This is a genomic window from Mesoflavibacter zeaxanthinifaciens subsp. sabulilitoris, from assembly GCF_014191595.1.
GTDB lineage: Bacteria > Bacteroidota > Bacteroidia > Flavobacteriales > Flavobacteriaceae > Mesoflavibacter > Mesoflavibacter zeaxanthinifaciens.
In genome coordinates this window covers 249,987-276,521 of sequence record NZ_JACHWV010000003.1, presented here as the reverse complement: position 1 = coordinate 276,521, position 26,535 = coordinate 249,987, and the positions used below count along the sequence as shown (strand labels likewise).

Sequence of the window (26,535 nt, the reverse complement as noted above, 5' to 3'; positions counted from 1 at the left end):
AAAACTAGATGGTTTCTATTTATAAATACAAACTACTAATTATTGTTTTGTTGTTTTCAATATCAAATTTGGTTGCGCAAAGAATAACTAATAGAGATATAGAAGCAAAAATAGATACGTCTAGCTTAAACGGTATATATCAAATCAAAAGTATAGCCTTTAATAAAACAGAGGTTTACAAAACACTTAAATATGATTTTAGTGTTATAAAAAAAAATAAAAAGACTAATAACTCCTCAAAAAATAAACAAGAAGGATTATTTGCTTTAGAGCCTAACCAGACAATGGAGCTGTCTCAAACATCAATTAATTTGTCAGAAAATGACGAAGTTGTTATTTTTTTACTAATTTACGAAGAAGAAAATCTGGTTGGTAAAAAAATAGTTAACCTATCAACTTCTAATAATTTAAAAAAAACAGTTAAACCTAAAGAAGAAAGTTTAACTATAGATGTTGATGATACAAGTGAAGATGGAGTAGAAATTAGAGGATTAGTAACAGATGAAACACGAACCAAATTTGGAAGAGAGTTTTATGAAGCTTTTGCAAATAGATATAGAGAAGATGGTGTTAATGCTGCAAAAGTTATTGTAGTAGAAGAAAAATTTAGTCTAGGAAGAAGAACAATAATAGAAGTAAAGATTGATGATAATTTAGTTTATCAATTTTTGATTAAACCAGATCCAGAATCAATAAGAAAGCATTCGGAGTCTTGTTTAAGATACGTAAAAAGGTATCTTATAAGAGAAAAAGAAAATGCTAAACGAATAAAAGAGTATTAACATGAAAAGTTTAATAACACTTGTAGGTTTACTAATTAGTATGACTAGTTTTAGTCAGGATTTGGTTTACAAACCAAAAAATCCTGCTTTTGGAGGAGATACATTTAATTATAATTGGTTATTAAGTTCTGCAGAGTCACAAAACTTGTTAGAGGATCCTGATGCACAAGATGATAATGATGGCTCAGAATTAGAAAACTTTTCAGAAAACTTAAACAGTCAAATTTTAAATCAACTTTCTAGATCATTATTTGCAGATCAAATAGGTGCAGATGGATTGTCTGAAGGTACATATACCTTCGGTACGTTATCTGTAGAAGTATATCCTTCTGGTAATGGTTTAGTGGTAGATATATTAGATACAGGAACAGGAGAACAAACACAGCTTATTATCCCCAATTAATCAATAATTTTAAATGACTAAAATCAATAATTTAAACATTGTTGTTCTAATTATTTGTGCTATTATATTAACGTCTTGTGGAACTTATTTTAACCAACCATATCAACAAGAACGAGCAAAATTAGGAGAACAAACTAAGGCTAATAAAAACTTAATAAACCTACCGCCACCAAAAGAACCAATAGTTGTTGGTGTTTACAATTTTAGAGACCAAACAGGTCAATATAAACCAACAGAAAACGGTAGTTCTTTTAGTACAGCTGTAACACAAGGCGCTACAACAATTTTAACAAAAGCGTTAGAAGATTCTAAATGGTTTACTGTAATAGAAAGAGAAAACTTTACAAATCTTTCTACAGAGAGGAATATAATTAGATCAACAAGAAAGCAATATAGGCAAACTACCAATCCAAACGAACCTCAATTACCACCATTATTATATGCAGGTGTGTTGTTAGAAGGAGGTATAATTTCTTATGACTCTAATATTATAACTGGTGGTTTTGGAGCAAGATATTTTGGTTTAGGAGGATCAACACAATATCGACAAGATAGAATAACAGTATATCTTAGAGCAGTTTCTACATCTAACGGAGAAGTGTTAAAAACCGTTTATGTTTCAAAAACTATATTGTCTCAAGCTATAGATGCAAGTTTATTTAGATATGTAAAATTTAAAAGATTATTAGAGGCAGAAACTGGAATTACAAAAAATGAACCAGGACAAATGGCAGTTACAGAAGCAATTGAAAAAGCGGTAGAGGCTTTAATTATTGAAGGAATTAAAGATCAATTATGGGCTCCTCAAGCAACACAAGAGGCTTCTAAGAAGTTAGTTGATGATTATCTCTTAGAAAAATCTGATGCTATGTCTACAGAGATTTACGATAGGTTATTAATAAAAAGAAGAGGTAAGACAGCAGTTACAGGTGCTTTAGGTTTATCTAGGATTAGTGGTGATTTACCAAATCCAGAATTTGAGTTTAATAGTAAGATTGGGTTTAAATACTTTTTAAATCCTGCTATAAATGTAAATTTTACCTACAACAAATTTAATTTAAAAAATAAACAGCTGCTTAATGAAGGTTACATGTCTTTTGATTTGAATGCAGAATATGTCATGTTACCATACGATAAGTTTACACCTTATGTTTTCGCAGGAGTAGGATCTAATGCTTCAAATTATTTTGATACTATAGATTTAAAAATGCAATTTGGAGCAGGTTTAGAATATATGGTGAATAATAATATAGGTGTATTTGGCTATGCAGAGCACAATACTGCATTTACAGATCAATTAGACTTTGTAGAGGCAGGTAAAAGAGATGATATGTATTACAGGTTTGGGATTGGTGTTAATTATTATTTCTCAGCTCCAAAGAGTAATAAAGATCTGAAAAAACAACAGAGAAGAGAATTAAAACAAGAAAAGCGTAGGATTAGAAAAGAAAATCTTAAACAAAAAAAGGATTCAACAAAAGAAGAATAAACTTGTTTAAATCGATTAGCTATTAATTAAATTAACCATGAAAAATCACATATTCAAAATATTTTTTACAATAAGCGCTTTAGTTCTTTTTTGTGCTTGTAGTGAAGAAACTATCACAATAACAGGACAAGGTACTTTAACAGGTAAAGTAGTAGAAAAAAGTACGAACATACCATTAGAAAATGTAAAAATCTCTACTAATCCAAATACTAGTACAATTTTTTCTGATTCGGAAGGGAATTTTCAAATTTCTAATATAGATGTAGGAGATTATTCAGTCAAAGCAGAAAAAGAAGGGTATATTGTAAAGTTTGAAGGTGCAACAATTCAAGAGTCCGTTTCTGCTAATGTTATTTTTGAACTTGAAATTGAAACAGCAAATAATGATGCGCCAAACGCACCTATATTGCTAGAGCCTTTAAATGATAGTGTAGAAGTTGGTCTAAGCATAGATTTAGTTTGGTCTGGATCAGATCCAGAAGAGGATGAGTTAACTTACTCTGTAGAAATTTTAAATGATCAAAATGCAGATGTAATAAGTTTTACAGAAATTACGGATACTACATTAACAGTTTCTGGTTTAATGTATAACACAAAATATTTTTGGCAAGTAACCGCTAATGATGGTATTAATAATTCTGTATCTAGCAATGTTTTCAACTTTAGAACTATTGAGTTTCCAGAAAATAGAATTTTCTTTACTCGAAAAATAAACGGAAATAATGTTATCTTTTCTACAGATGATGACGGTAATGAGATTCAGTTAACCTCTCAAAATAACAATTCATGGAGACCTCGTAAAGCACAATCTTTAAATAAAATTGCTTTTTTAAGAAGTAATGGAGGACAAACACATGTTTTTACAATGAATTTAGATGGTTCAGATGTTCAGCAAATAACATCTGCTGTACCAGTAAATGGATTTAATTTTGAAGAAATAGACTTTGAGTGGACAAATAATGATTCTCAAATTTTATATCCAAGTTTTGATAAATTGTATGTAATAGATTCAGACGGATCTGGATTAAATCAAATATATCAAACATCTAATGGTAATTTTATAACCGAAGTAGATTGGAATCAAAACACAGCCACAATAGCCTTAAAAACAAACAATAGTAATGGTTATGAGGTAGAGATTTTTACAATAAATACATCTGGAGTAGTTCAGGATATAATTTTACAAGGTATAACAGGAGCTGCAGGAGGAATTGATTTATCCTTTGACGGTACAAAACTATTATATACAAGAGACGTTACCGGCAACGAAAATCAAGAGTATAGACAATTAAACTCTCAAGTATTTATTTATGATTTAACAACGATGACAACAAATAGTACTGTGTCTTTTGAAAAACCACCAGGGACTAATGATTTAGATGCTAAATTTTCTCCTACAGAAGCAGAAATTATAATAGAAAACACACCAAATGATGGATTGTCGCAAAGTAATATTTATAAACTAACATTAGGTCAGGTTAACGGAAGAGAGTTGATAGAAGAAGATGCAAAAATGCCTGATTGGAAATAAAAAAGTTTACCAACCACATCAAAATAACCCTTAAAAGCACACATAAATATTTGTGTGCTTTTTTTTTATAAATATCTTTGTAGCTTAACACAACACAATGAGTTCCGAAATTTCTAAACGCTACAGTCAAAGAGGTGTTTCTGCATCAAAAGAAGATGTGCACAACGCCATAAAAAACATAGATAAAGGATTATTCCCAAAAGCCTTTTGTAAAATTGTGCCAGATTACCTAACTAATAATTCTGACTATTGTTTAATCATGCATGCAGATGGTGCAGGAACAAAGTCGTCTTTAGCATACATGTACTGGAAAGAAACTGGAGATTTATCAGTTTGGAAAGGTATAGCGCAAGATGCTTTAATAATGAATATTGACGATCTACTTTGTGTAGGAGCAACAGATAATATTATGTTATCTTCAACCATAGGAAGAAATAAAAACTTAATTCCAGGTGAAGTTATTTCGGCAATAATTAATGGTACAGAAGAGTTAATTGAAGAACTTAAAAACTTTGGAGTAACGATACATTCAACTGGTGGTGAAACAGCAGATGTTGGTGATTTGGTAAGAACAATCATTGTAGATTCTACAGTAACAGCAAGAATGAATAGAGCAGATGTTATTGATAATGCAAATATCAAAGCAGGAGATGTTATTGTTGGATTAGAAAGTTTTGGTCAAGCTACTTATGAAAAAGAGTATAATGGCGGAATGGGAAGTAACGGTTTGACTTCTGCAAGGCACGATGTTTTTAATAAATATTTAGCTAAGAAATATCCAGAAAGTTTTGATGCTTCAGTGCCAGAAGATTTAGTGTATTCTGGTCAAATTAAATTAACAGATAAGGTAGAAAATTCGCCAATAGATGCTGGTAAATTAGTGTTGTCTCCAACGCGTACTTATGCACCAATTATAAAGCAAATTCTTTCAAAATATACAAGCGAAGATATCCATGGGATGATTCATTGTAGTGGCGGAGCGCAAACAAAAATTCTTCACTTTATAGATAATTTACATGTGATAAAGGATAACATGTTTTCAATTCCACCATTATTCAAACTCATACAAGAGCAGTCAAAAACAGATTGGAAAGAAATGTATCAAGTATTTAATTGTGGTCACAGAATGGAATTGTATGTTAATCCTGAAGTAGCCGAAGAGATTATAAAAATTTCAAAATCATTTAATGTTGATGCTCAAATCGTTGGACGTGTAGAAGCTTCTTCAACAAAAAAACTTACAATAGAAAGCGAATACGGAACGTTTACCTACTAACAATAAACTATAATTATGAGATTTTTTCTTTTAATCTTAACTGTTTGTGTATCCCAAATAACACAAGCGCAAGAAACAGATTCGATTGTAAAAACCTTAGACACTTTAACTTGGAAACAAGTTAATCGTGTAGGTTTAGATATAAACGAGGTTACGTTTGTAAACTGGAGTGCTGGTGGTGCTAATTCAATTTCGGCACTTTTAGCTTTAAATTCAAGCTTACGTTACAAGAAGAATAATTTAATATGGTTTAATGCTATAAGAACACGTTATGGTATTAACAAGCAAGAAGATCAATTACTAAGAAAAACTGAAGACGAACTTGAGTTAATCTCTACAATTGGTTACAGAAAAGACACTATCTCTAATTGGTATTTTTCAGGTAGATTTAACTTTAAAACACAATACTCTAATGGGTATAACTATCCTAATAGAGATAATCCTATTTCTCGTTTTATGGCACCAGGATACGTGTTTGTAGGTGGTGGAGCAGAGTATGGAAAAAATATAGAAAAGCTTTCATTTTATTTATCGCCTCTAACCTTTAAAGGTACATTTGTATTAGACCAAAAATTAGCAGACAATGGTGCGTTTGGTGTAGCACCAGCAGTTTATGATATAGACGGAAATAAAATACAAGATGGAGAAATGATGCGGACCGAAATGGGAATTTTAATAACCAATGCCTACGAAGCTCAAGTTATGGAGAATATTTACCTACGTAACCAGTTAAGCTTGTATACAGATTATTTAAACAGTTTTGGTAATATTGATGTAGATTGGGAAGTAGTGTTTGACTTTAAAGTAAATAATTTTGTAAAAGCTACGTTAGGCTCTCATATCAAATATGATAATGATATTAAAATTATAGAAGAAGCCGAGACCGAAGAAGCAGAAGCTATAGAACGTGGTGCATCTATACAATGGAAACAACTTTTAGGTATAGGAGTTGTTGTGGATTTTTAGTATATTTAATGGTTGCTTCTTTTAATAGGTTTTTTTGTTTATAAATCTGCTACAGTCTATTAAAAAGATGTTTCAGTTTATAAAGCACCTTTTCCAATTAAGTAGGATTTTTAATGAATTCTAAACAAGCCATAAAAGTTGTTATCACATTACTCTTAATAGTCAACTTATTATCAGTATATTTTTTTGATGTGCTAACTTTTAGAACTGTTAGAGCTATATCTGTATTATTTATTCTAATATATTTTTTACTTTTCACTATTAAAGACTATCTAATACTTTCTTTTGTGTGTCTGCTTTTATTTGCAGATATTTTAGATCTTTACTTTGATAGTCCTCTTATCCCAGAGTACTATTTTGTTGTAAAAATATCTGCCTACCTGCTTTTATTGCAAAGAGTTTTAAAAAAGACAAATTTTTTAAACGTAAAAATAAGAGATGTATTAATAGTTTCAGCAATAGCAATACTAAATATACTTATAGGTATTAGGTCGTTATATCAAGTTTCTCTAAAAATAGCATCTAATTTAGAGTTGACCTTACTTTTTATATATGGATTTGTTTTGGTATTAGTAGGTACTTTTGTAGCTAATTATTACTTCAGATACGCTTCCAAAAGAGCATTCTATTTTACTACTTTTGTTTACTTAATCATGTTTGCAGATGTTTCAGGCTATGTCGCTAATTACTTTGATATTTATTTCTTTAATTATTTAGAGAGGTTTTACTACTTTTTAGGATTTTTTTATATGGCATTTTACCTCATTTATACTAATGAGCTAGACGATCAAGAAAATAAACTTTTCGAATAATTATTGTTTTCGAATAATTATTGATGTGATTTTTGTTTAGCAAAACAAAAAGTAAATTTATAAGTCACGACCAGATATAAAACGATTTATACAAATAGAAAATACTTTTTAATTGTTTGGTCATGTGTGCTATAAAAATAGTTTTTGTTTGTAATAAAGATATGTATTAATTATTTAGTGTTTGATCAGTATAATTAAATATTGCAAATTCATAAATTATCGTATTTTTGTTTTTCAACAAAAAAGATAGATGTTAGAGAAGTTACAAATTGTAAAACAACGTTTTGATGAGGTTAGCGATTTAATAATCCAACCAGATATTATATCAGATCAAAAGCGTTATGTAGAGTTAAATAAAGAATATAAAGACCTTCGTGTATTAATGGATAAGCGCGAAGAGTATATAGAACTTACCAATAACTTAAAAGAAGCAGAAGAAATTATTTCTGATGGAAGCGATGCCGAAATGGTCGAAATGGCTAAAATGCAATACGACGATGCTAAAACAGGTATCCCTAAATTAGAAGAAGAAATACGTATGCTTCTAATACCAAAAGACCCACAAGATTCTAAAAATGCGGTAGTCGAATTACGTGCAGGAACTGGTGGAGACGAAGCTAGTATCTTTGCTGGTGACTTATTTAGAATGTACACTAAGTATTGCGAAGGTAAAGGTTGGAAAGTAGACGTTGTAGATTATAGCGAAGGTACAAATGGTGGTTTTAAAGAAATTCAATTTGAAGTATCTGGAGAAGACGTTTACGGCACATTAAAATTTGAAGCAGGTGTACATCGTGTACAACGTGTACCACAAACCGAAACTCAAGGACGTGTGCATACCAGTGCTGCAACTTGTATGGTGTTTCCAGAAGCAGAAGAGTTTGATGTAGAAATAGACCCTAAAGATGTACGTATAGACTATTTCTGTTCTTCAGGACCAGGAGGACAGTCTGTAAACACAACCTATTCTGCAGTACGTTTAACACATACACCAACAGGTTTAGTAGCACAATGTCAAGACCAAAAGTCGCAACATAAAAACAAAGAAAAAGCCTTTAAAGTATTACGTTCTAGATTATACGATTTAGAGTTAGCAAAAAAGATGGAAGAAGAAGCTGCTTTAAGAGGAACAATGGTGACAAGTGGTGACAGAAGTGCAAAAATTAGAACATATAACTATCCTCAAGGACGTGTTACAGACCATCGTATTGGCTTAACTTTATACGATTTATCAAACATTGTTAATGGAGATATCCAAAAAATTATAGACGAGTTACAACTAGCAGAAAACACTGAAAAGTTAAAAGCTAGTGACGAGACTATTTAACCTTAACTAAACCAATTAAAATGAAACTCTTAAAAATCGCTATTATACTATTGGTTTGTAATATAGCCAATGCACAATCATTTATAGGTTATACTTCAGATAACTATTCCGGTTTATATGGTGTTGCGTTAAACCCAGCAAATATTGTAAACTCAAAATTTAGGACAGAAATTAACCTAGCTTCTGCATCTTCAACATTTAATAATGATTATTTTGTTGCAGATCTTAACGAGTTGTTTTCTGGTGAAGACTTTGACGATTCAAGAACAGAACCTAAAGACAATAACAACTTCACTATAAGTGCAGATGTAATGGGACCGTCTTTTATGCTTAACCTTTCACCTAAATCAAGTATTGGTATCATTACAAGAGGTAGAGTTTTTTCTAACGTTAATGAGCTAAGTGGTGTTTTATTTGAAAATGTAGAAGACAACTTTGATGATAACTCAGACTTCACAATAGAAGAAGATAATTTTACAATAACTACACACGGTTGGGCAGAGTTTGGTGTTGCTTACGGACATGTATTGTTAGATAATAATCAACACTATTTAAAAGGAGGCGCAACGATAAAGTATTTAAGAGGTTTTGGTAATGCGTATACTATAGGGTCTAACTTACTTGTAGATTATAATGCTAATACTTTTATAAATGGAGATGGTCAAATAACATCAACAGGAACCATACAATACGGAAGCTCTAATGCATTTAGTGCAGATGGAGATGGCGATTTTAAACTAGAAGATAACGCACAAGGTTTAGGTGCAGATTTAGGTTTTATTTACGAGTGGAGAAAAGATCCTTTAGATATAGATAATATGTCTAACGCAGCATATAAACTAAAATTAGGAATAAGTATAACAGATATAGGAAGCATTAATTACAAAGATGCAGATGTAAAAGTTTATGATGTTACTAACTCTATTAATGAAGCACAGTTTAATTCTGAAGAAGATTTTGAAGATAAACTAGATGCATTCTACACCTTAGTAGAAGAAAAAGATGCAACAAAAGTTTTGCTTCCTACTGCATTGCATGTAACAGCAGATTATAATTTAGACTCTCAATTTTTCTTAAACTTTAGAAGTGATTTATCATTAAGAAAAAAAGGAGAAGTCAACACAAACTCTATAGACAATACATTTACACTTACGCCAAGATTTGAGCGTAAATGGGTTAGTGTTTATTTACCTTTAGGAGTATCAGAATATAGTGGATTTCAAGCAGGTTTTGGTTTTAGAGCAGGACCATTATTTATTGGATCTCAAACAATTTTAACTAATCTGTTATCAGATTCAAGTCAAGCAGCAAATATATACGCTGGTTTAAAAATACCAATCTATAAAAAAGGTAAATCATATTCTAAAGCAAGTAATAATTAAAAATATAAGCCTCTTTTTGAGGCTTTTTTTATAAAATCTTTTCGGATTATAAATAAACATGACAACACAACAACTAATAGACCAAATCAAAAAAAAGAAATCCTTCCTTTGTGTGGGATTAGATGTAGATTTAAATAAAATACCACAGCATCTTTTACAAACCGAAGATCCTATTTTCGAGTTTAATAAAGCTATAATAGATGCAACACATCATCTTTGTGTGGCATACAAACCAAATATTGCATTTTTTGAAGCGTATGGTTTAAAAGGTTGGCAAGCTTTAGAAAAAACGATTAATTATTTAAACAAAAATCATCCAGAAATTTTTACAATAGCAGACGCAAAACGTGGTGATATTGGTAATACTAGCACTATGTACGCTAAAGCCTTTTTTGAAGATTTAGCGTTTGATAGTGTAACCATAGCACCATATATGGGTAAAGATTCAGTCGAGCCTTTTTTAGCATTTAAAGAGAAACATACCATACTTTTAGCGTTAACCTCTAATCTAGGCGCGTTTGATTTTCAAACTAAACTTGTTGATGGTAAAGAGCTTTACAAGCAAGTGTTAGAAACCTCTAAAACTTACGCTAATTCAGAAAACTTAATGTACGTAGTTGGTGCTACAAAAGCAGAGTATTTATCTGAAATTAGACAAATAATACCAAATAGTTTTTTATTAGTTCCTGGTGTTGGTGCGCAAGGCGGAAATCTTCAAGATGTATGTAAATATGGTATGACCAAAGATGTAGGTTTGTTAATTAACTCGTCTAGAGGTATTATCTATGCTTCAAACCAAGAAGACTTTGCGCAAGCAGCAGCACAAAAAGCAGAAGTATTACAAAAAGAAATGCAAGCCATTTTAGAATCATAATGACAGACCATTTAGGTAATCATATTGATATAAGTGTTACGCCAAAACGTATTATTAGTTTGGTACCTTCTCAAACCGAACTACTTTATGATTTAGGTTTAGAAGAAAGCATTGTAGGTATTACAAAATTTTGTGTACATCCATTTCATTTTAAAAGTACAAAACAAGTTGTTGGTGGTACAAAAAACATTAAAATAGAAAAGATAAAGCAGCTTAATCCTGATATTATTTTATGTAATAAGGAAGAAAATACACCAGAAATTGTAGCAGCTTGTCAAGAGATTTGTCAAGTTCATGTGTCAGATATTGTAACTATACAAGACTGTTTGGATTTGATAAACGATTATGGTGTAATTTTTAAAAAAAGCACTAACGCACAACGTATTTCAGATAAAATACGATTTCATTTAAATAATTTTGAAACATTTATTAAAGCCGAAAAAGTTTTAAAAGTCGCCTATTTTATTTGGAGAGAACCATGGATGGTAGCAGCAAACAATACGTTTATTAATCATTTATTAGAGCTAAATAAATATCAAAATATTTACGCAAATTTAGAGCGTTATCCAGAGATAGAACTAAAAAAAATAAGATTACAAGGCGATCCAGAAATTGTCTTTTTGTCTAGCGAACCTTACCCATTTAAAGATGAACATGCTTTTGAAATTGGACGTAAAACACACCATGCAAAAACTGTTTTTGTAGACGGAGAGTATTTTTCGTGGTATGGCTCTAGACTTATAAAAGCGTTTGATTATTTTATAGAGTTAAGAAAGCGATTGAGGACTATCTCTAACTAAAAACTTAAGTTTATTAAGTTTATCTAAAAGCTTTAAAGCTCTATATTCAGATAAGTCGCTTTCTTCGTGGTTAGTTTGACGCAAATTATAAGCTTCTTCAACAAGTTGTTTGTAACGTTTGTTAAGTTTTAGCTGCTGTTGTTTTAATTTATCTCTACGACTCATAACTTTTAGAGGTTGATTTTCAGTTATTTAAATTAGTTTATTTATTTGAAGAAAAAAAATAAATCTCTAATTTTTTGATAAAAAAAAAGAGTCTATTCGCTTTTTCTTCAAAACAGACTCTTTTAATAACTAACTAAACTAACTCAAGTAAAAGAAAAATGAGATAACTCCTTCACTTTTGCAGTGCAAAGATGTGACAAATTGCTAGTTTAAATGTTACCTTAACATTATGCAATTATTATATAAAGTTAGTCTTGTAGTGCAAAAACCTTTTTTAATAATTCTGTACCTCTAGAGCTAACCTTGTTTCTTATTTCTCCTTCTTCTACAGCAATCATAGTGTAAACACCTTTTAATGCTTCGTTAGTAACATAATCTGTTAAGTCTGGATTTACATTGTTAGTAAAAGGTATAGCATTATATTTTGTAATTAAATTAGCCCAAATTTGATCAGCGCCAACCTTATCAAAACTATTTTTAATCACTGGATTAAATTTGTTGTAAAGCTCAGTTTTAGTTCTGCTTTCTAAATAATCTGTTGCAGCGGTATCATTACCTAACAAAATGTTTTTAGCATCATTAAAAGTAATCCCTTTAACAGCATTAACAAAGATAGGTGTAGCTTCGCTAACAGCATCTTCAGCAGCTCTGTTAAGTGCTTTAATACCTTCGTCTGCAAGGTTGTCTAAACCAATGTCTCTTAAAGCTTTGTCTACTTTCTGTAACTCTTCAGGTAGTAAAATTTTAACCAATTCGTTTTTATAAAACCCATCTTTTTGTGTTAATTTAGAGACTTGTTTGTCTATCCCTAAATCTAAAGCTTGGCGTAAACCATTAGCAATATCTAATTCAGATACTGTTCCTCCTTGTGGTAATTGGTTAACAACTTGTTGTAGTTCTGCACAAGAGGTAACAGAAATTAATAATAGTAGAGCAAAAATTCGTTTCATAGTAAAATATTTAGTCGGTAAAGGTACTAATTATTAGGGCAAATATTTTGTTAAACTTACGTTGTCTGCAACGTAAATTCAACAAAATACCACGCTTTCGGCAGTCGCTTTTTTGTGTTGCATAGGTGCAACAACACAAAAAGAGCTTCAACAAAGCCTCAATCGTTTTTGCAAAGCCAAGGATTAAGAAAAAATAACAGTCTTATTGTTAAAGACCATAACTTTTCTTTTTAAATGAAGTTTAATAGCGTTAGCTAAAACTATTTTTTCAAGATCTCTTCCTTTGGCAATTAAATCTTCAATAGAATGTGTGTGAGACACTCGTTCTACATCTTGTTCAATAATTGGACCAGCATCTAAATCTTCAGTCACATAATGGCTTGTCGCACCAATAATTTTAACACCACGTTTATAAGCACTGTGATAAGGTTTTGCGCCGACAAAAGCAGGTAAAAAAGAGTGATGTATATTTATAATTTTATTAGGATACACATCAATTAATCTATTAGAAACAATTTGCATATAACGCGCTAAAACAATAAAGTTTACGTTGTGTTTTTTTAACAATTCTAATTGCTTTGTTTCAGCTTCTTCTTTGGTGTCTTTAGCTACCGGAATATGATAAAACGGTATATTAAAGCTGTCTGCAATTGGTTTTAATGTGTTATGATTGCTAATTATAAACGGGATATTTACATTTAACTCACCACTATTATAGCGACCTAAAATATCGTATAAGCAATGATCATATTTAGAAACAAAAATGGCCATATTAGGTAAATCCTCGGTATCGTAAATGCGCCATTTCATTTTAAATTTATCGGCTAAAATAGATTTAAAATCAGCTTTAAATGCCATCATGTTAAATTGTTCAAACTCACTTTCTAGACGCATAAAAAATATATCTTGCTCTCTATCTACATGTTGATCTATATAAACAATGTTTCCGTTATTATTAGCTATAAAATTGGTGACAGCTGCAATAATACCAGATTGGTCATTGCAATTAATTAAAAGCGTTATTTTAGTCATTGATAACTCGTATAGTTGGTTAACTAAATTACTATAAATGAGGCTAAAAAAAATCTTTATTTATTCTTTTAGAATATTTTAATTTTAATCGCAATTTTTTTGAATTATCCGTAAATTGCAGCTCATAAAAAGATAGATTTTTACGAATGGAACAAATCGCACCATACAAACCAAAACATAAAGTACGTATCGTAACCGCAGCATCACTTTTTGATGGACACGATGCATCTATAAATATCATGCGCCGTATTATTCAATCTACCGGCGTAGAAGTCATTCACTTAGGTCATGACCGTAGTGTAGAAGAAGTTGTAAACACAGCTATTCAAGAAGATGTAAATGCTATTGCATTAACATCTTATCAAGGTGGTCATAACGAGTATTTTAAATACATGTACGACCTTTTAAATGAAAAAGGCGCTGGACACATCAAAATATTTGGTGGTGGAGGCGGAGTAATTCTTCCTTCTGAAATTAAAGAATTGATGGATTACGGGATTACACGTATCTACTCGCCAGACGATGGTCGTGAGCTTGGATTACAAGGTATGATTAACGATCTTGTGCAACAATCGGACTTTGCAATAGGTGATAAGCTGGATGTAAAAGTTGAAGATTTAGCAAAGAAAAACCCAAAAGATTTAGCGCGAGTAATTTCTTCTGCCGAGAATTTCCCAGAAGTAGCTAAAGACACTTTAGATCAAATTCATAATAAAAATAAAACATCTAAAACACCAGTTTTAGGAATTACTGGTACTGGTGGCGCAGGAAAATCGAGTTTGGTAGACGAGCTTGTTAGACGTTTTTTAATCGATTTTCCAGAGAAAACCATTGGTTTAATTTCAGTAGATCCATCAAAACGTAAAACAGGTGGCGCATTGTTAGGTGATCGTATTCGTATGAATGCCATCAACTCACCACGTGTGTATATGCGTAGTTTGGCAACGCGTCAATCTAACTTAGCTTTATCAAAATATGTTAATGAAGCGGTTGAGGTTTTAAAAGCTGCCGAATACGATTTAATTATTTTAGAAACGTCTGGTATCGGACAATCTGATACCGAAATTATAGAGCATTCTAATGTTTCGCTTTACGTGATGACGCCAGAATTTGGTGCTGCAACACAGCTAGAAAAGATTGATATGCTTGACTTTGCAGACTTAGTAGCTATCAATAAGTTTGATAAAAGAGGCGCGTTAGATGCTTTAAGAGATGTGCGTAAACAATACATGCGTAACAATAACCTTTGGGACATTCCACAAGATAAATTACCTGTTTTCGGGACTATCGCATCGCAGTTTAATGACCCGGGAATGAATACGTTGTACAAAACGGTAATGGATAAGTTAGTTGAAAATACTGAAGCCGATTTAAATTCGACATTTGAAATTACAGATCAAATGAGTGAGAAGGTTTTTGTTATTCCACCAAACCGTACGCGTTATTTATCAGAAATAGCAGAAAGTAATCGTGCTTATGATAATACTGCAGAAGTTCAAGTTGAAGTTGCTCAAAAATTATATGGAATTTATAAGACTTTAGAGTCTGTTTTAGATAAAACACCAGAATTGGATAAATCTGGAATTTCTTCAGAATCAATATCTGTAGATTCTTCAGAAAATAAGGATTTCATTAAAATGCTTATTGCAGAATTTGACCGTGTCAAACTAAACTTAGATCCATACAATTGGGAAGTCATCACAGGTTGGGAAGACAAAGTAAACAAATACAAAGCGCCAATTTATAGCTTTAAAGTTCGTGATAAAGAAATAAAGATTGAAACGCATACCGAGTCGCTTTCGCATTTACAAATTCCAAAAGTAGCGTTACCAAAGTATCAAGCTTGGGGCGATATTTTAAAATGGACGTTGCAAGAAAATGTACCAGGAGAATTCCCATATACATCAGGATTATATCCGTTTAAACGTAAAGGCGAAGATCCAGCACGTATGTTTGCTGGCGAAGGTGGACCAGAACGTACCAACAAGCGTTTTCATTATGTAAGTCAAGGTATGCCAGCAAAGCGTTTATCTACAGCTTTTGATAGTGTAACACTTTATGGTAACGATCCAGATTTACGTCCAGATATTTACGGTAAAATTGGAAATGCTGGTGTAAGTATTTGTTGCTTAGACGATGCTAAAAAGTTATATTCAGGATTTAATTTAGCAGATGTAAAAACATCGGTAAGTATGACTATTAATGGTCCTGCACCAATGTTGTTAGGTTTTTTTATGAATGCTGCAATAGACCAACAATGTGAGATTTACATTAAAGAAAATGGTCTTGAAAAAGACGTTGAAGCTAAAATAGAAAAGATCTATAAAGACAAAGGTGTAGAGCGACCAAAATATCATGGCGAATTACCAAAAGGAAATGACGGTTTAGGGTTATTGTTATTAGGTGTTACTGGTGATCAAGTATTACCAGAAGCGGTTTATAACGATATTAAAATCAAAACCATTGCTCAAGTAAGAGGAACCGTACAAGCCGATATTTTAAAAGAAGATCAAGCTCAAAATACGTGTATATTCTCAACTGAGTTTGCATTACGTTTAATGGGTGATGTGCAAGAGTATTTTATAGACAATAATGTACGTAACTTCTATTCGGTATCTATTTCTGGTTACCATATTGCGGAAGCTGGTGCAAATCCAATTACGCAGTTAGCACTAACTTTATCTAATGGTTTCACTTACGTGGAATATTATTTAAGTCGTGGTATGGATATTAATAAGTTTGGACCAAACTTATCCTTCTTTTTCTCAAACGGAATTGATCCAGAATACGCCGTAATTGGTCGTGTAGCAAGACGTATTTGGGCAAAAGCTTTAAAAAATAAATACGGCGCTAATGCTAGAGCACAGATGTTAAAATATCACATCCAAACATCTGGTCGTAGTTTACACGCGCAAGAGATTGATTTTAATGATATACGTACAACGTTGCAAGCACTTTACGCGATTTACGATAACTGTAACTCGTTACATACTAATGCCTATGACGAAGCGATTACAACACCAACAGAAGAATCTGTACGTCGTGCTATGGCAATTCAGTTAATTATCAACAAAGAATTAGGATTAGCGAAGAATGAAAATCCGTTACAAGGCTCTTTCATTATTGAAGAGTTAACCGATTTAGTTGAAGAAGCTGTGTTAGCAGAATTTGATCGTATTACAGAACGTGGCGGCGTTTTAGGCGCTATGGAAACGATGTACCAACGTAGTAAAATTCAAGAAGAAAGTCTGTACTATGAAACGTTGAAGCATAACGGAGATTTCCCAATAATTGGTGTAAATACCTTCTTAAGTAGTAAAGGATCGCCAACGGTAATTCCTGCGGAAGTGATTAGAGCAACAGAAGAAGAGAAGCAAAATCAAATTAAAACTTTAGAAAATCTACACAAAGGAAATGATACTGAAAGCTTGTTAAAAGACCTTCAGCAAAAAGCCATTAACAACGAAAATATTTTTGAAGCCTTAATGGATGTTTGTAAAGTCTGTAGTTTAGGTCAAATTACATCGGCGTTGTTTGAGGTTGGTGGACAGTATAGACGAAATATGTAAACAGATAGAATTTTTAGAATAGTACTAATAAAACTAAACACCATAATTACATTTTTAATTATGGTGTTTTTCTTTATACGTTATATAATCCCTATTTTCGTAGCAAATAATAATTATGTCCTTCAAAAAATACCATCCTTTATTAAAAGAATCTATGGAAACATTAGGTATTGAACAGCCTAATGCTTTTCAGAAAAAAATATTACCCATTATAAAAAGTGGTGCAAGTGTGTATGGTATTGGACCAAAAGGATGTGGTAAAACGACCGCTTTAATTATTTCTGTTGTTCAAAAATTAAAAGCAGAAGCTTTTGAAGATTCGCCAAGAGCATTAATTTTAGTTAAAGACAAACAAGAAGCATTACAATTAAAAGAAAAATTTGAAGCCTTTACAGCAAATACAGATTTACGATTGTATTGCGCATATGCCGCTAAAAACTTAGAAACTCAACGCGAAGATATTTATTATGGTGTAGATGTTTTGATAGCAACACCAAAACAGTTAAGCAAATTATATCACTTAAATAGTGTGCATACGGGTGAGTTAAAATTGTTTGTGGTACATGACGCAGATTTTATAAATAGAGACAACAATCATAATTATATTTTAAGATTAACCGAAAGTACACCCAAAGCGCAGTTTGTAATCTTCTCTGAAAATTTCAATTCTAAAATAGCAGCGTATCAAGATAGCTTTATGTTTAATGCTAGACTGGTAAAAGTAAAATAAGTTAATATGCTTATAGAGTAAGCATCCAAGTACTTTGTAATTGTCTAAATTTTTTTAGTTCTCTTCTTAAAAGCGGTAAATAGTCTTTACCGTTGCTATTACAAGTTTCAAGTCGTTTACAGTTTCTGTAAAGTCTATTAGTTAATCGCCTAACAGATGCAGCATGTTTGTGTTTTTTATCAGAATGGCGTTGCAATTCGGCATTAATAATTTCTGGAGCTAGAGATTCAGATTGTTGCACAATGTCTCCAGAAAAATAGATGTTGTTATCCTCTTTTCCATCTTCATATAAATAGGCTAAATCTTGATTTAAATAAGACGAAATACTTCTAGACAGTGTAAAAATTTGTATAGCCTGTTTGTAAACGGGTAAATCTGATAGGTGAGAAGGAACTTGAGCCGACATTTTAATTTTTCTTTTTACCAAAATTACTAACATGATAACGTTTTCGTCTTTAGATGTTAAAGTAAAACTATATATTTGCTTTAATAATTAAATTATTTTTTAAAAATTATTTAAAAATGAATATAGATAATCTTAACTGGAAGATTTTGAGGTGTTTACAGCAAAACGCAAGACAATCTAATGCAGAAATAGGAAGGCAGGTTGGTATAACTTCTCCTGCAGTTTCTGAACGTATAAAGAAGATGGAAGATTTAGGGATTATCCAAAATCATATTACATTAATATCGCCTTTTGAAGTTGGTTATCAGTTAAAAGCCTTAATTACATTACAAGCTTTTATGGGAAAACTAAAACCGTTTTTAGAAAAGGTGAAAACGTTTGATGAAGTGGTAAATTGCTATCGAATTACCGGTAACGAAAACATCGTTATGGAAGTAATCCTAAAAAACCAAAAGCACTTAGAGAGTTTTATTGATCAATTAATTGTTTATGGCGAATGTAAAACGCAAATTATCTTATCTCATGTGGTAAAAAACAATGCGATAAAAAAGCTTTAGCTTTTAGAGGCAATATCTTCTGCAATTAGTTTTGCATGAATGCGAGAATTCTCTATAAACCATTTATGTGTTTCCATACCGCCACAAATAACACCAGCAAGATACAGTCCTTCAACGTTAGATTCCATAGTATCTGGATTGTAATTTGGGATGTGTTTTTTGTCTTCAGAAAATTTAATTCCAGCTTGATCTAAAAACTTAAAGTTAGGTTGGTAACCAGTTAAAGCAATAACATAATCGTTTGGTAGTTTTTTGTTGCCTTCTGGTGTTTTAATTATAATTTGATGTTCTTCAATTTTAGTGATTTCAGAGTTAAAATAAGCTTTAATGCTACCTTCTTCAATTCGGTTTAAAATATCTGGTCTTACCCAATATTTAACGCGTTCGCCAATAGATTCGCCTCTAACAATCATAGTTACGTTTCCGCCTTTACGGTAAATTTCTAAAGCAGCATCTACAGACGAGTTACTTGCACCAACAATCGCTATATTTTGTAAGGTAAACGGATGTGCTTCTTTGTAATAATGAAATACTTTAGGTAAATCTTCACCAGGTACATTCAACAAATTAGGAATATCGTAAAAACCAGTAGCTATAATCACCTTTTTTGCTTTGTATTGGTTTTTGCTTGTCTCAATCTTAAAGTCATCATTCGCCTTTTTAATAGTAGATACCTCTTCGTATAACTTAATATTTAATTGATTAGATGTTACTACTCTTCGGTAATATTCTAATGCCTCATTACGTGTAGGTTTTGGGTTATTGCTAATAAACGGAATGTTATCTATTTCTAACTTTTCTGAAGTAGAAAAGAATGTCATATTTAAAGGATAATTAAATAAAGAATTGGTTAACGCGCCTTTTTCTATTACTAAATAATTCCAATTACGTTTTTTACATTCTAAAGCGCAAGCAATACCAATTGGACCTGCGCCAATGATGATGATGTCTAAATTTGTCGTTTTCATAAGCAATACAAAGTTAATGTATTAGATAAAAAAACTTAGATTAGAGGACATACATTAACAAAGTTTTAAATGCTTAACTTATTATGTTTTTAGCTTTTAAAAATTGTTTTAAGATTAAAAGTAAAAACATACACAACACACCAACTGCTGTAAAAATGTACCAAGTGTTATCAAAACCGTACACGCTTACACTTTCTAAGCCTGCTTTATGACCAAAAATATGAGCAAAAGAAAACGCAATAGAGTATAATGCCATGTATTCGCCTTGATTTCCTTTTTTAGCTTGTTGTAAGGCAAAAGCATTAGCAAACGGAAAAGCAATCATCTCTCCAACCGTCATTAAAAACATACCGATAATTAGTATGCCAGACCACGTTGTAAAGTTTAAAATTAAAAGGCTTAAACTTGTTAATAACGCACCAAACCATATAAGTATTACTTTATTAAATCTTGTGTTTTCTAACCATTTTATAAGAGGCATTTCCAATAAAAAGATAAAAAAACCATTAGCACCTAAAAGCAAACCAATTTCAGGTTCTGTTAAAAAGTGACTATCTCTGTAATATATTGGCATGGTAGAGAAATATTGCAAGAACATAACTCCGAATAAAAATAAAGCAAAGAGGAAGATAATAAACGCTTTGTCTTTGTATGCAGAGTAAGGCTCTTCAACTTTAACCTCGTCTAAAACTTTAGATTTTTTCGGATTTAATAATTGAATTAAAAGTAAGGTAGCCAAAATACAAGTTATACCATCTACCCAAAATAAACCGTTGTAACCCAATCCAGCAATTATTAAACCGCCAATAGCAGGACCAGCCGAAAATCCTAAATTAATAGCTAATCTAATTAAAGTAACGCTTCTTGTTTTATTTTCGGGTTTACTGTATGCGCTTAATGCCACAAACATTGCTGGTCTAAACATATCTGCAACTAACATTAATACAAAAATACCAATGGATAAACTTAGTACGGTTTTTAAATATTGAAGTAAGACAAATAATAACCCAGAAACAAAAAGGCTAAATACCATAATTTTATAGTAGCCAATTTTATCGGTTAATTTTCCGCCTAGCCAAGATCCTACAACAGATCCTAATCCAAAAGCAGCCATAATCGATCCAACTGTAGACGGAGAGAATTCTAAATCTTCAGTAAGATATAATGATAAAAAAGGGATAACCATCGTACCAGCACGATTGATTAATGTAATTAATGCTAGCCACCAAACTTCTCTTGATAGCCCATCAAAGGTGTTTAAATAAAGTTTAAGTAATCTTTTCATTTTTTTGGTTGGTTTTAAAAAAGATTGACTTCATTGCTGCTTAAAAATAGAAAAGTCCAACAATGAAGCTGGACTTTTTATATTCTTAAAATTGATATCTAAATTGTCAAAACATATAAAGCGTCCTTCTTCTATTGCAATCTTTGGTAGAAGTGGTTTGTTGCTTACAATATGTGTTGACTCTTTTCATTCTTTTCTTAAAAGTTTGAATCAAAGCTAAGTAAAATTTTTAATAAGTCGTATTTTTGAAACTAAATAATTTAATTTTTTAAAAATGAAAAATTTCTTTTCTACTTTCTGTGTTGTACTAATAATTTTTAGCTGTAAAGAAGGTAAACAACCAATTTTAGGAGCAACTAATTGGCAAAAAGAGCAAAACGCCATGTTTAAAGATGCTTCTAAATCGCCTTTAAAAGATAGAGATAGACAAAATTTTAAAGGTTTAGATTTTTTTCAATTTGATAGTGCTTTTGTGGTTAAAGCAACTTTAAAACGCACACCAAACTCTAAATGGTTTAAAATGAAAAGGACCTTAAATGAAACTACAGACGAGCGTGTTTATGGTGTTTTAAACTTTCAATTAAAAGGAAAAGCATATACGCTTAATGTCTATCAAGGTAAAGAGTTAATGACAAAAGAAGGCTTTGAGGATTATTTATTCTTACCCTTTTTGGATGATACAAATGGAGATACAACATATGGTGGCGGTCGTTATATAGATTTAAGAATACCAGAAGGTAATACAATAGAAATAGATTTTAATAAAGCATATAACCCATATTGCGCTTATAACGAAAGATTTTCTTGCCCAATTGTTCCAAGAGAAAATTATCTTGATGTTGCTGTAAAAGCTGGTGTTAAAGTGTATGAAAAATAATTTATTTAGCTAGCCAGATACCTAAAAACACCGCTAAAAATCCTAAAATAAAACTAGCAATTGTATAGATAGCAAAGCTAGTAAAGTCGCCACTTTTTAAAAACAAATGATTTTCATAAGCAAAGGTAGAAAAGGTAGTGAAACCGCCACAAAAACCAGTTGCTAATAATAAGGTTTGGTTTTGGTTTAAGCTATTATTTTTTAAGGCATATCCTAAAATAAATCCAATTAAAAGCGAACCTAAAATATTAGCTAAAAATGTACCATAAGGTATTCCTGATTGATTGCTGTTTAGCCATTTACCAATAATAAAACGGAATACGCTACCAAAGCCACCACCAATAAAAACTAATACTAGTTGCTTCATGTTATTCTACAGGCATATAGATTTCTGTAATCCATTTTGCAGGGTTAGGCTCATTTGATGGATCGGTAACGTAGCTTTCAATAGCAACACCATCTTCATCAAAAACAAGATTGTACTGTTCTATATATTTCATGCCTTTATCCCAAGCTTCTTTTAGGTTGCTGTAATCGCCTTTTAGAGTCGTTTTTACAGCTTTAAAAGGTTCTAATTGACCAGTTAAAATGTCGCTTGTTGTAGTAACTACTTTATTTGGCGTTGGCATAGCACAAGAGAACATAACAGTATTATTTTCTTCATCCCATTTGTGATAAATTACAAATGCAGATCCAGAAACTGTTATATTATTTTCTGCGACAAACTGTCCAACTTTAGGTAGCATTTCTGCCATTTTTTTTTGAAAATCACTAATCTTACAAGACGTTGTGTTGTATAAATAATAACCGCCACTATGTTCTGTAACTCCATTAACTTCAATATTATATTGTCTAATTTGAGTTGTTGTAACGCTATCTAATTTTTCTAATCCGCGTTCAAAATCTGGACCAATCATTTTATCAAATCCGCCAGACATTAAACCATATGCTTTAAACATAAATGGTATGTTTTCGCTATTCATTTGCCATTTTACATCGGTTTTTCCGTCGTTAGTTGGTGTAAAAGTCCAATGGATTTTAGAAGGATCATAATCTTCAAATTGTAATTGGTGTTCTATAGATTTTGGTGGATTTGTATTAACAATTTTCATGTTGCCATTTCCATCTTTTCCTGTCCAGCTATAGCTTGCGCCAACACCTTTGGTTTGGTCGTTATACATAATCTTCATTGTTGGATCTTGTTCTTTCCAAGGAGACCAGTTTTCCCAAAGCTTTAAATCGGCTACATTATTATACACAACTCCAGAAGGTGCATTGATTATTCTAGTTCTTGAAACTTCAAAATTACTAGGTTGGACAGCAACATAAATAGATACTGCAATGATGGCTATTAGTAAGATGAAAAATATATATTTTAAGAATTTCATTACCTATAAAAATTGTGGTTAGTAATTCAAATATAATCAAATTTAATAGGTTAAATATTTATATCTTTAAGCACTTTTAAAAATTTTATTCAATGAAACTAAAAACAATATTTAGTGCTGCATTAATGACTTCACTTTTATTTTCTTGTGGAGAAGACAAAAAAGCACAAACAACCGAAGACACTTCAGTTAAAAAAGAATCTACTTTTGATTATAACGTAGATACTTTTGCTGATATAAAAATCTTACGTTATCAAATTCCTAGTTGGGATAATTTAAGTCTTAAACAACAACAATTAGCTTATTATTTAACACAAGCTGGATTAGCTGGTCGTGATATAATGTGGGATCAAAACTACAGGCATAACTTAGCTATTAGAGCAGCTTTAGAAAATGTTTATAAAACGTATGAAGGCGATAAAACTTCATCAGATTGGCAAGCATTTACAACCTATTTAAAACGTGTATGGTTTAGTAATGGTATTCATCATCACTATTCTAACGATAAGCTTAAACCTGAGTTTTCTTCAGATTATTTAAAGCAATTATTAGCTGATACAGAAACAACTTTAGAAGGCGAAGCGTTTGATGTAATCTTTAATGATCAAGACCTTAAAAAAGTAAATCAAGCAAAAGGCGTAGATAATGTAGCGCTTTCTGCAGTTAATTTTTATGGTCCAAATGTGACTAATGAAGATGTTATTTCTTTTTACAAACAAAAAAAGTCTCCTGATCCAGAAAAGCCATTATCTTTTGGTTTAAACTCGCAATTAGTAAAAGAAAACGGTCAATTAAAAGAACGCGTGTATAAATCTGGTGGATTATACGGAAGCGCAATTGACGAAATTATTAAATGGCTAGAAAAAGCAAAAAGTGTTGCTGAAAATGAAGCTCAAGGTAACGCATTAGGATTGTTAATCGACTATTACAAAACAGGAGATTTACAAACTTGGGACGATTACAACGTTGCTTGGACTGCTGCTACCGATGGTGATATAGACTACATTAATAGTTTTATTGAAGTGTATAACGATCCATTAGGATACAGAGGAAGTTACGAAACTATCGTACAAATCAAAGATTTTGATATGTCTAAAAAAATGGCAGTGTTATCTGAAAATGCACAATGGTTTGAAGATAATTCACCTTTAATGGACGAACATAAAAAGAAAAACGTCGTTGGTGTAACTTACAAAGTAGTTAATGTTGCTGGAGAAGCTGGTGATGCTTCACCAAGTACACCAATTGGTGTAAACTTACCAAATGCAAACTGGATTAGAGCAGCAGTAGGAAGTAAGTCTGTATCTTTAGGAAACATAATTGAAGCTTACAATAATGCAGGTAGCACAGGACGATTAAAAGAATTTGTTCATGATGAAGAAGAGCTTCAACTAGAAGAAAAATATGGGCAATTAGCAGATAAGTTGCATACAGCGTTACACGAAGTAATTGGTCATGCATCAGGACAATTAAATCCAGGAGTTGGTGAGACTAAAGAAACGCTTAAAAATTATGCTTCTACCTTAGAAGAAGGTCGTGCAGATTTAGTAGGACTTTACTATTTATACAACCCAAAATTACAAGAATTAGGCTTAGTAGACGATTGGAAATCTGTAGGAAAAGCAGCTTACGATGGTTACATACGTAATGGATTAATGACGCAATTAATTCGTTTAAATTTAGGAGATGATGTAGAAGAAGCGCATATGCGTAACAGACAATGGGTAAGTGCTTGGGTTTATGAAAAAGGAAAAGCAGATAACGTGATAGAAAAAGTAACTCGTGATGGTAAAACGTATTTCAATATTAATGATTATGAAAAACTACATGAATTATTCGGTCAGTTATTACGCGAGACACAACGTATAAAATCAGAAGGAGATTATGCAGCAGTAGAAGCTTTAGTTGAAGATTACGGTGTAAAAGTAGATCAAGCTATCCATGCCGAAGTTTTAGAACGTAACAAACAATTCAAATCTGCTCCTTACAGCGGATTTGTAAATCCTGTTTTAGTACCAGAAACTAATGACGCAGGAGAAATTACAGTAATAAAAGTAACACAACCAGATACTTTTGAAGCTCAAATGTTAGATTACAGTACTAACTACAATTTTTTACCAGCACGTAATTAAGTTTTAATTACAACAAAAAAAGACCTCACAGATTTCTAAAATTTGTGAGGTCTTTTTTTATGAATATGTATTAATTAATAAGTCTACATAAAAATAAATTTGATTGAAGCAATAAGTCCGATAAAAGCAATAAAAGCTAATAAAATCCAAAGTACACCACGATAATGTATTTTATGAAGTTTTAAATCTTTACGATACATAAAAACCATCACAATTATAAAAGCGATAGCGAATAAAACTCCAAAAATGATTTGCCCTTTACTAAACATAATTTATTTTTAAGCAAAATTACTAAAACCAATATCTCCAAACAAAAAGAATACAAAGTATTATGCAAGATAAAATAGATGCAGTAAAAGCCTTTCATACTGCTTTTAAAATAGGACATAGAGAAACACCAAAAGCCGACTTAGGAACAGATAAAAACCTGTTGCGTTATAAGCTAATGCGTGAAGAGAATGAAGAATATCTTGAAGCAGCAAACAATAATGATTTAGTAGAAGTTGCAGATGCTTTAGGCGATATGCTTTACATTTTATGTGGCACTATTATAGAACATGGTTTGCAGCATAAAATAGAAGAAGTTTTTGAAGAGATACAACGTAGTAATATGTCTAAGTTAGGTGAAGATGGCGAACCAATTTACCGCGAAGACGGGAAAGTCTTAAAAGGACCAAACTATTTTAAGCCAAACATTAAAGAAATTTTAGAGAAAAGTTAAAAAGCTTGAAATTTGAAGCATGAAGAATGGAACTATAAAAAAAAGCAACCAAAATAGGTTGCTTTTTTTATAGTTTATATGTAAAGTGTGTACTGCGTACTATCTACTGCATA

The 26,535-nt window shown here is 31.5% G+C and carries 26 protein-coding genes; 17 read left to right on the top strand and 9 right to left on the bottom strand.

The window, feature by feature from the left end; translation table 11 throughout:
• Positions 1-8 precede the first annotated feature (8 nt).
• The 11 genes from FHS04_RS06010 to FHS04_RS05960 all read left to right on the top strand — a co-directional run bounded on the left by FHS04_RS06010 (position 9) and on the right by FHS04_RS05960 (position 11,642).
• On the top strand, positions 9-782 hold the full coding sequence (locus FHS04_RS06010; RefSeq protein WP_106679191.1) for a CsgE family curli-type amyloid fiber assembly protein: 774 nt from the start codon (positions 9-11) through the stop codon (positions 780-782).
• Between the two features lies 1 nt (position 783).
• On the top strand, positions 784-1,185 hold the full coding sequence (locus FHS04_RS06005; RefSeq protein ID WP_027880732.1) for a curli production assembly/transport component CsgF: 402 nt from the start codon (positions 784-786) through the stop codon (positions 1,183-1,185).
• Between the two features lie 13 nt (positions 1,186-1,198).
• Positions 1,199-2,674 carry a CsgG/HfaB family protein gene (locus tag FHS04_RS06000; RefSeq protein ID WP_106679192.1) on the top strand — a complete coding sequence of 492 codons (1,476 nt, stop codon included), beginning with the start codon at positions 1,199-1,201 and terminating at the stop codon, positions 2,672-2,674.
• A gap of 37 nt (positions 2,675-2,711) precedes the next feature.
• Complete coding sequence (locus FHS04_RS05995; RefSeq protein WP_106679194.1) at positions 2,712-4,205, top strand: carboxypeptidase regulatory-like domain-containing protein; 1,494 nt, start codon at positions 2,712-2,714, stop codon at positions 4,203-4,205.
• Positions 4,206-4,302: 97 nt separating this feature from the next.
• Positions 4,303-5,481: an AIR synthase related protein gene (locus FHS04_RS05990; protein ID WP_106679196.1), complete on the top strand. Its 1,179-nt coding sequence runs from the start codon at positions 4,303-4,305 to the stop codon at positions 5,479-5,481.
• Between the two features lie 15 nt (positions 5,482-5,496).
• Positions 5,497-6,447 (top strand): DUF3078 domain-containing protein, encoded by a 951-nt coding sequence (locus FHS04_RS05985; RefSeq protein WP_106679198.1) that lies wholly within the window; start codon positions 5,497-5,499, stop codon positions 6,445-6,447.
• Between the two features lie 113 nt (positions 6,448-6,560).
• Positions 6,561-7,259 (top strand): hypothetical protein, encoded by a 699-nt coding sequence (locus tag FHS04_RS05980; protein ID WP_106679201.1) that lies wholly within the window; start codon positions 6,561-6,563, stop codon positions 7,257-7,259.
• Positions 7,260-7,509: 250 nt separating this feature from the next.
• A complete protein-coding gene (gene prfA, locus FHS04_RS05975) occupies positions 7,510-8,586 on the top strand; it encodes a peptide chain release factor 1 (protein WP_027880737.1) in 1,077 nt (358 codons plus the stop codon).
• Between the two features lie 20 nt (positions 8,587-8,606).
• Complete coding sequence (locus FHS04_RS05970) at positions 8,607-9,968, top strand: DUF5723 family protein (protein WP_106679204.1); 1,362 nt, start codon at positions 8,607-8,609, stop codon at positions 9,966-9,968.
• 58 nt (positions 9,969-10,026) lie between these two features.
• On the top strand, positions 10,027-10,842 hold the full coding sequence (pyrF, locus tag FHS04_RS05965; RefSeq protein WP_106679206.1) for an orotidine-5'-phosphate decarboxylase: 816 nt from the start codon (positions 10,027-10,029) through the stop codon (positions 10,840-10,842).
• Positions 10,842-11,642, top strand: a complete 801-nt coding sequence (locus FHS04_RS05960; protein ID WP_106679208.1) for a helical backbone metal receptor — start codon at positions 10,842-10,844, stop codon at positions 11,640-11,642. The genes pyrF and FHS04_RS05960 overlap by 1 nt, the downstream gene beginning before the upstream one ends.
• Here the strand turns inward: FHS04_RS05960 and FHS04_RS05955 are convergent.
• The 3 genes from FHS04_RS05955 to purU form a co-directional block, all read right to left on the bottom strand.
• Positions 11,610-11,807: a Lacal_2735 family protein gene (locus tag FHS04_RS05955; protein ID WP_027880741.1), complete on the bottom strand. Its 198-nt coding sequence runs from the start codon at positions 11,805-11,807 to the stop codon at positions 11,610-11,612. The genes FHS04_RS05960 and FHS04_RS05955 overlap by 33 nt on opposite strands.
• Before the next feature lie 248 nt (positions 11,808-12,055).
• Positions 12,056-12,757, bottom strand: a complete 702-nt coding sequence (locus FHS04_RS05950; RefSeq protein ID WP_106679211.1) for a DUF4197 domain-containing protein — start codon at positions 12,755-12,757, stop codon at positions 12,056-12,058.
• A gap of 183 nt (positions 12,758-12,940) precedes the next feature.
• A complete protein-coding gene (gene purU / locus FHS04_RS05945; protein ID WP_106679213.1) occupies positions 12,941-13,789 on the bottom strand; it encodes a formyltetrahydrofolate deformylase in 849 nt (282 codons plus the stop codon).
• Between the two features lie 146 nt (positions 13,790-13,935).
• Between purU and FHS04_RS05940 the strand changes: the two genes are divergently transcribed.
• Both FHS04_RS05940 and FHS04_RS05935 read left to right on the top strand, forming a co-directional pair.
• The gene (locus FHS04_RS05940; protein ID WP_106679216.1) at positions 13,936-17,358 is read left to right on the top strand and encodes a methylmalonyl-CoA mutase family protein; all 3,423 of its coding nucleotides are present in this window, start codon (positions 13,936-13,938) and stop codon (positions 17,356-17,358) included.
• Positions 17,359-17,473: 115 nt separating this feature from the next.
• Positions 17,474-18,088, top strand: coding sequence for a DEAD/DEAH box helicase (locus FHS04_RS05935; protein ID WP_106679218.1), 615 nt, complete (start codon positions 17,474-17,476; stop codon positions 18,086-18,088).
• Positions 18,089-18,098: 10 nt separating this feature from the next.
• On the opposite strand, the gene FHS04_RS05930 is transcribed toward FHS04_RS05935, so the two are convergent.
• Positions 18,099-18,494 (bottom strand): hypothetical protein, encoded by a 396-nt coding sequence (locus FHS04_RS05930; protein WP_106679666.1) that lies wholly within the window; start codon positions 18,492-18,494, stop codon positions 18,099-18,101.
• 116 nt (positions 18,495-18,610) lie between these two features.
• Between FHS04_RS05930 and FHS04_RS05925 the strand changes: the two genes are divergently transcribed.
• The gene (locus FHS04_RS05925) at positions 18,611-19,051 is read left to right on the top strand and encodes an Lrp/AsnC family transcriptional regulator (RefSeq protein ID WP_027880750.1); all 441 of its coding nucleotides are present in this window, start codon (positions 18,611-18,613) and stop codon (positions 19,049-19,051) included.
• Here the strand turns inward: FHS04_RS05925 and FHS04_RS05920 are convergent.
• Together FHS04_RS05920 and FHS04_RS05915 are read right to left on the bottom strand one after the other, a co-directional pair.
• Positions 19,048-20,019 (bottom strand): YpdA family putative bacillithiol disulfide reductase, encoded by a 972-nt coding sequence (locus tag FHS04_RS05920; RefSeq protein ID WP_106679221.1) that lies wholly within the window; start codon positions 20,017-20,019, stop codon positions 19,048-19,050. The two genes, FHS04_RS05925 and FHS04_RS05920, sit on opposite strands and share 4 nt — an antisense overlap.
• A gap of 73 nt (positions 20,020-20,092) precedes the next feature.
• Positions 20,093-21,304 (bottom strand): MFS transporter, encoded by a 1,212-nt coding sequence (locus tag FHS04_RS05915; protein WP_106679223.1) that lies wholly within the window; start codon positions 21,302-21,304, stop codon positions 20,093-20,095.
• Positions 21,305-21,578: 274 nt separating this feature from the next.
• Between FHS04_RS05915 and FHS04_RS05910 the strand changes: the two genes are divergently transcribed.
• Entirely contained in the window at positions 21,579-22,181 is a 603-nt protein-coding gene (locus FHS04_RS05910; RefSeq protein ID WP_106679225.1) for a DUF1684 domain-containing protein, read from the top strand.
• Position 22,182: 1 nt separating this feature from the next.
• On the opposite strand, the gene crcB is transcribed toward FHS04_RS05910, so the two are convergent.
• Both crcB and FHS04_RS05900 read right to left on the bottom strand, forming a co-directional pair.
• Positions 22,183-22,548: a fluoride efflux transporter CrcB gene (gene crcB / locus FHS04_RS05905; protein ID WP_106679228.1), complete on the bottom strand. Its 366-nt coding sequence runs from the start codon at positions 22,546-22,548 to the stop codon at positions 22,183-22,185.
• Position 22,549: 1 nt separating this feature from the next.
• Positions 22,550-23,569: an SRPBCC family protein gene (locus FHS04_RS05900; RefSeq protein ID WP_106679230.1), complete on the bottom strand. Its 1,020-nt coding sequence runs from the start codon at positions 23,567-23,569 to the stop codon at positions 22,550-22,552.
• A gap of 92 nt (positions 23,570-23,661) precedes the next feature.
• Between FHS04_RS05900 and FHS04_RS05895 the strand changes: the two genes are divergently transcribed.
• Positions 23,662-25,701, top strand: coding sequence for a dipeptidyl-peptidase 3 family protein (locus FHS04_RS05895; protein ID WP_106679232.1), 2,040 nt, complete (start codon positions 23,662-23,664; stop codon positions 25,699-25,701).
• Between the two features lie 83 nt (positions 25,702-25,784).
• Here FHS04_RS05895 and FHS04_RS05890 read toward each other — a convergent pair whose 3' ends face one another.
• Positions 25,785-25,970: a hypothetical protein gene (locus FHS04_RS05890; protein ID WP_027880757.1), complete on the bottom strand. Its 186-nt coding sequence runs from the start codon at positions 25,968-25,970 to the stop codon at positions 25,785-25,787.
• Between the two features lie 62 nt (positions 25,971-26,032).
• Here FHS04_RS05890 and FHS04_RS05885 point away from each other — a divergent pair, with 62 nt between their 5' ends.
• Positions 26,033-26,422, top strand: a complete 390-nt coding sequence (locus FHS04_RS05885; protein ID WP_027880758.1) for a pyrophosphohydrolase domain-containing protein — start codon at positions 26,033-26,035, stop codon at positions 26,420-26,422.
• Positions 26,423-26,535 lie beyond the last annotated feature (113 nt).

Bases quoted from the DNA above. Each gene is read 5' to 3' on its own strand.
- FHS04_RS06010 (WP_106679191.1), top strand. From the start codon at position 9: ATGGTTTCTATTTATAAATACAAACTACTAATTATTGTTTTGTTGTTT.
- FHS04_RS06005 (WP_027880732.1), top strand. From the start codon at position 784: ATGAAAAGTTTAATAACACTTGTAGGTTTACTAATTAGTATGACTAGT.
- FHS04_RS06000 (WP_106679192.1), top strand. From the start codon at position 1,199: ATGACTAAAATCAATAATTTAAACATTGTTGTTCTAATTATTTGTGCT.
- FHS04_RS05995 (WP_106679194.1), top strand. From the start codon at position 2,712: ATGAAAAATCACATATTCAAAATATTTTTTACAATAAGCGCTTTAGTT.
- FHS04_RS05990 (WP_106679196.1), top strand. From the start codon at position 4,303: ATGAGTTCCGAAATTTCTAAACGCTACAGTCAAAGAGGTGTTTCTGCA.
- FHS04_RS05985 (WP_106679198.1), top strand. From the start codon at position 5,497: ATGAGATTTTTTCTTTTAATCTTAACTGTTTGTGTATCCCAAATAACA.
- FHS04_RS05980 (WP_106679201.1), top strand. From the start codon at position 6,561: ATGAATTCTAAACAAGCCATAAAAGTTGTTATCACATTACTCTTAATA.
- prfA (WP_027880737.1), top strand. From the start codon at position 7,510: ATGTTAGAGAAGTTACAAATTGTAAAACAACGTTTTGATGAGGTTAGC.
- FHS04_RS05970 (WP_106679204.1), top strand. From the start codon at position 8,607: ATGAAACTCTTAAAAATCGCTATTATACTATTGGTTTGTAATATAGCC.
- pyrF (WP_106679206.1), top strand. From the start codon at position 10,027: ATGACAACACAACAACTAATAGACCAAATCAAAAAAAAGAAATCCTTC.
- FHS04_RS05960 (WP_106679208.1), top strand. From the start codon at position 10,842: ATGACAGACCATTTAGGTAATCATATTGATATAAGTGTTACGCCAAAA.
- FHS04_RS05955 (WP_027880741.1), bottom strand. From the start codon at position 11,807: ATGAGTCGTAGAGATAAATTAAAACAACAGCAGCTAAAACTTAACAAA.
- FHS04_RS05950 (WP_106679211.1), bottom strand. From the start codon at position 12,757: ATGAAACGAATTTTTGCTCTACTATTATTAATTTCTGTTACCTCTTGT.
- purU (WP_106679213.1), bottom strand. From the start codon at position 13,789: ATGACTAAAATAACGCTTTTAATTAATTGCAATGACCAATCTGGTATT.
- FHS04_RS05940 (WP_106679216.1), top strand. From the start codon at position 13,936: ATGGAACAAATCGCACCATACAAACCAAAACATAAAGTACGTATCGTA.
- FHS04_RS05935 (WP_106679218.1), top strand. From the start codon at position 17,474: ATGTCCTTCAAAAAATACCATCCTTTATTAAAAGAATCTATGGAAACA.
- FHS04_RS05930 (WP_106679666.1), bottom strand. From the start codon at position 18,494: ATGTCGGCTCAAGTTCCTTCTCACCTATCAGATTTACCCGTTTACAAA.
- FHS04_RS05925 (WP_027880750.1), top strand. From the start codon at position 18,611: ATGAATATAGATAATCTTAACTGGAAGATTTTGAGGTGTTTACAGCAA.
- FHS04_RS05920 (WP_106679221.1), bottom strand. From the start codon at position 20,019: ATGAAAACGACAAATTTAGACATCATCATCATTGGCGCAGGTCCAATT.
- FHS04_RS05915 (WP_106679223.1), bottom strand. From the start codon at position 21,304: ATGAAAAGATTACTTAAACTTTATTTAAACACCTTTGATGGGCTATCA.
- FHS04_RS05910 (WP_106679225.1), top strand. From the start codon at position 21,579: ATGAAAAATTTCTTTTCTACTTTCTGTGTTGTACTAATAATTTTTAGC.
- crcB (WP_106679228.1), bottom strand. From the start codon at position 22,548: ATGAAGCAACTAGTATTAGTTTTTATTGGTGGTGGCTTTGGTAGCGTA.
- FHS04_RS05900 (WP_106679230.1), bottom strand. From the start codon at position 23,569: ATGAAATTCTTAAAATATATATTTTTCATCTTACTAATAGCCATCATT.
- FHS04_RS05895 (WP_106679232.1), top strand. From the start codon at position 23,662: ATGAAACTAAAAACAATATTTAGTGCTGCATTAATGACTTCACTTTTA.
- FHS04_RS05890 (WP_027880757.1), bottom strand. From the start codon at position 25,970: ATGTTTAGTAAAGGGCAAATCATTTTTGGAGTTTTATTCGCTATCGCT.
- FHS04_RS05885 (WP_027880758.1), top strand. From the start codon at position 26,033: ATGCAAGATAAAATAGATGCAGTAAAAGCCTTTCATACTGCTTTTAAA.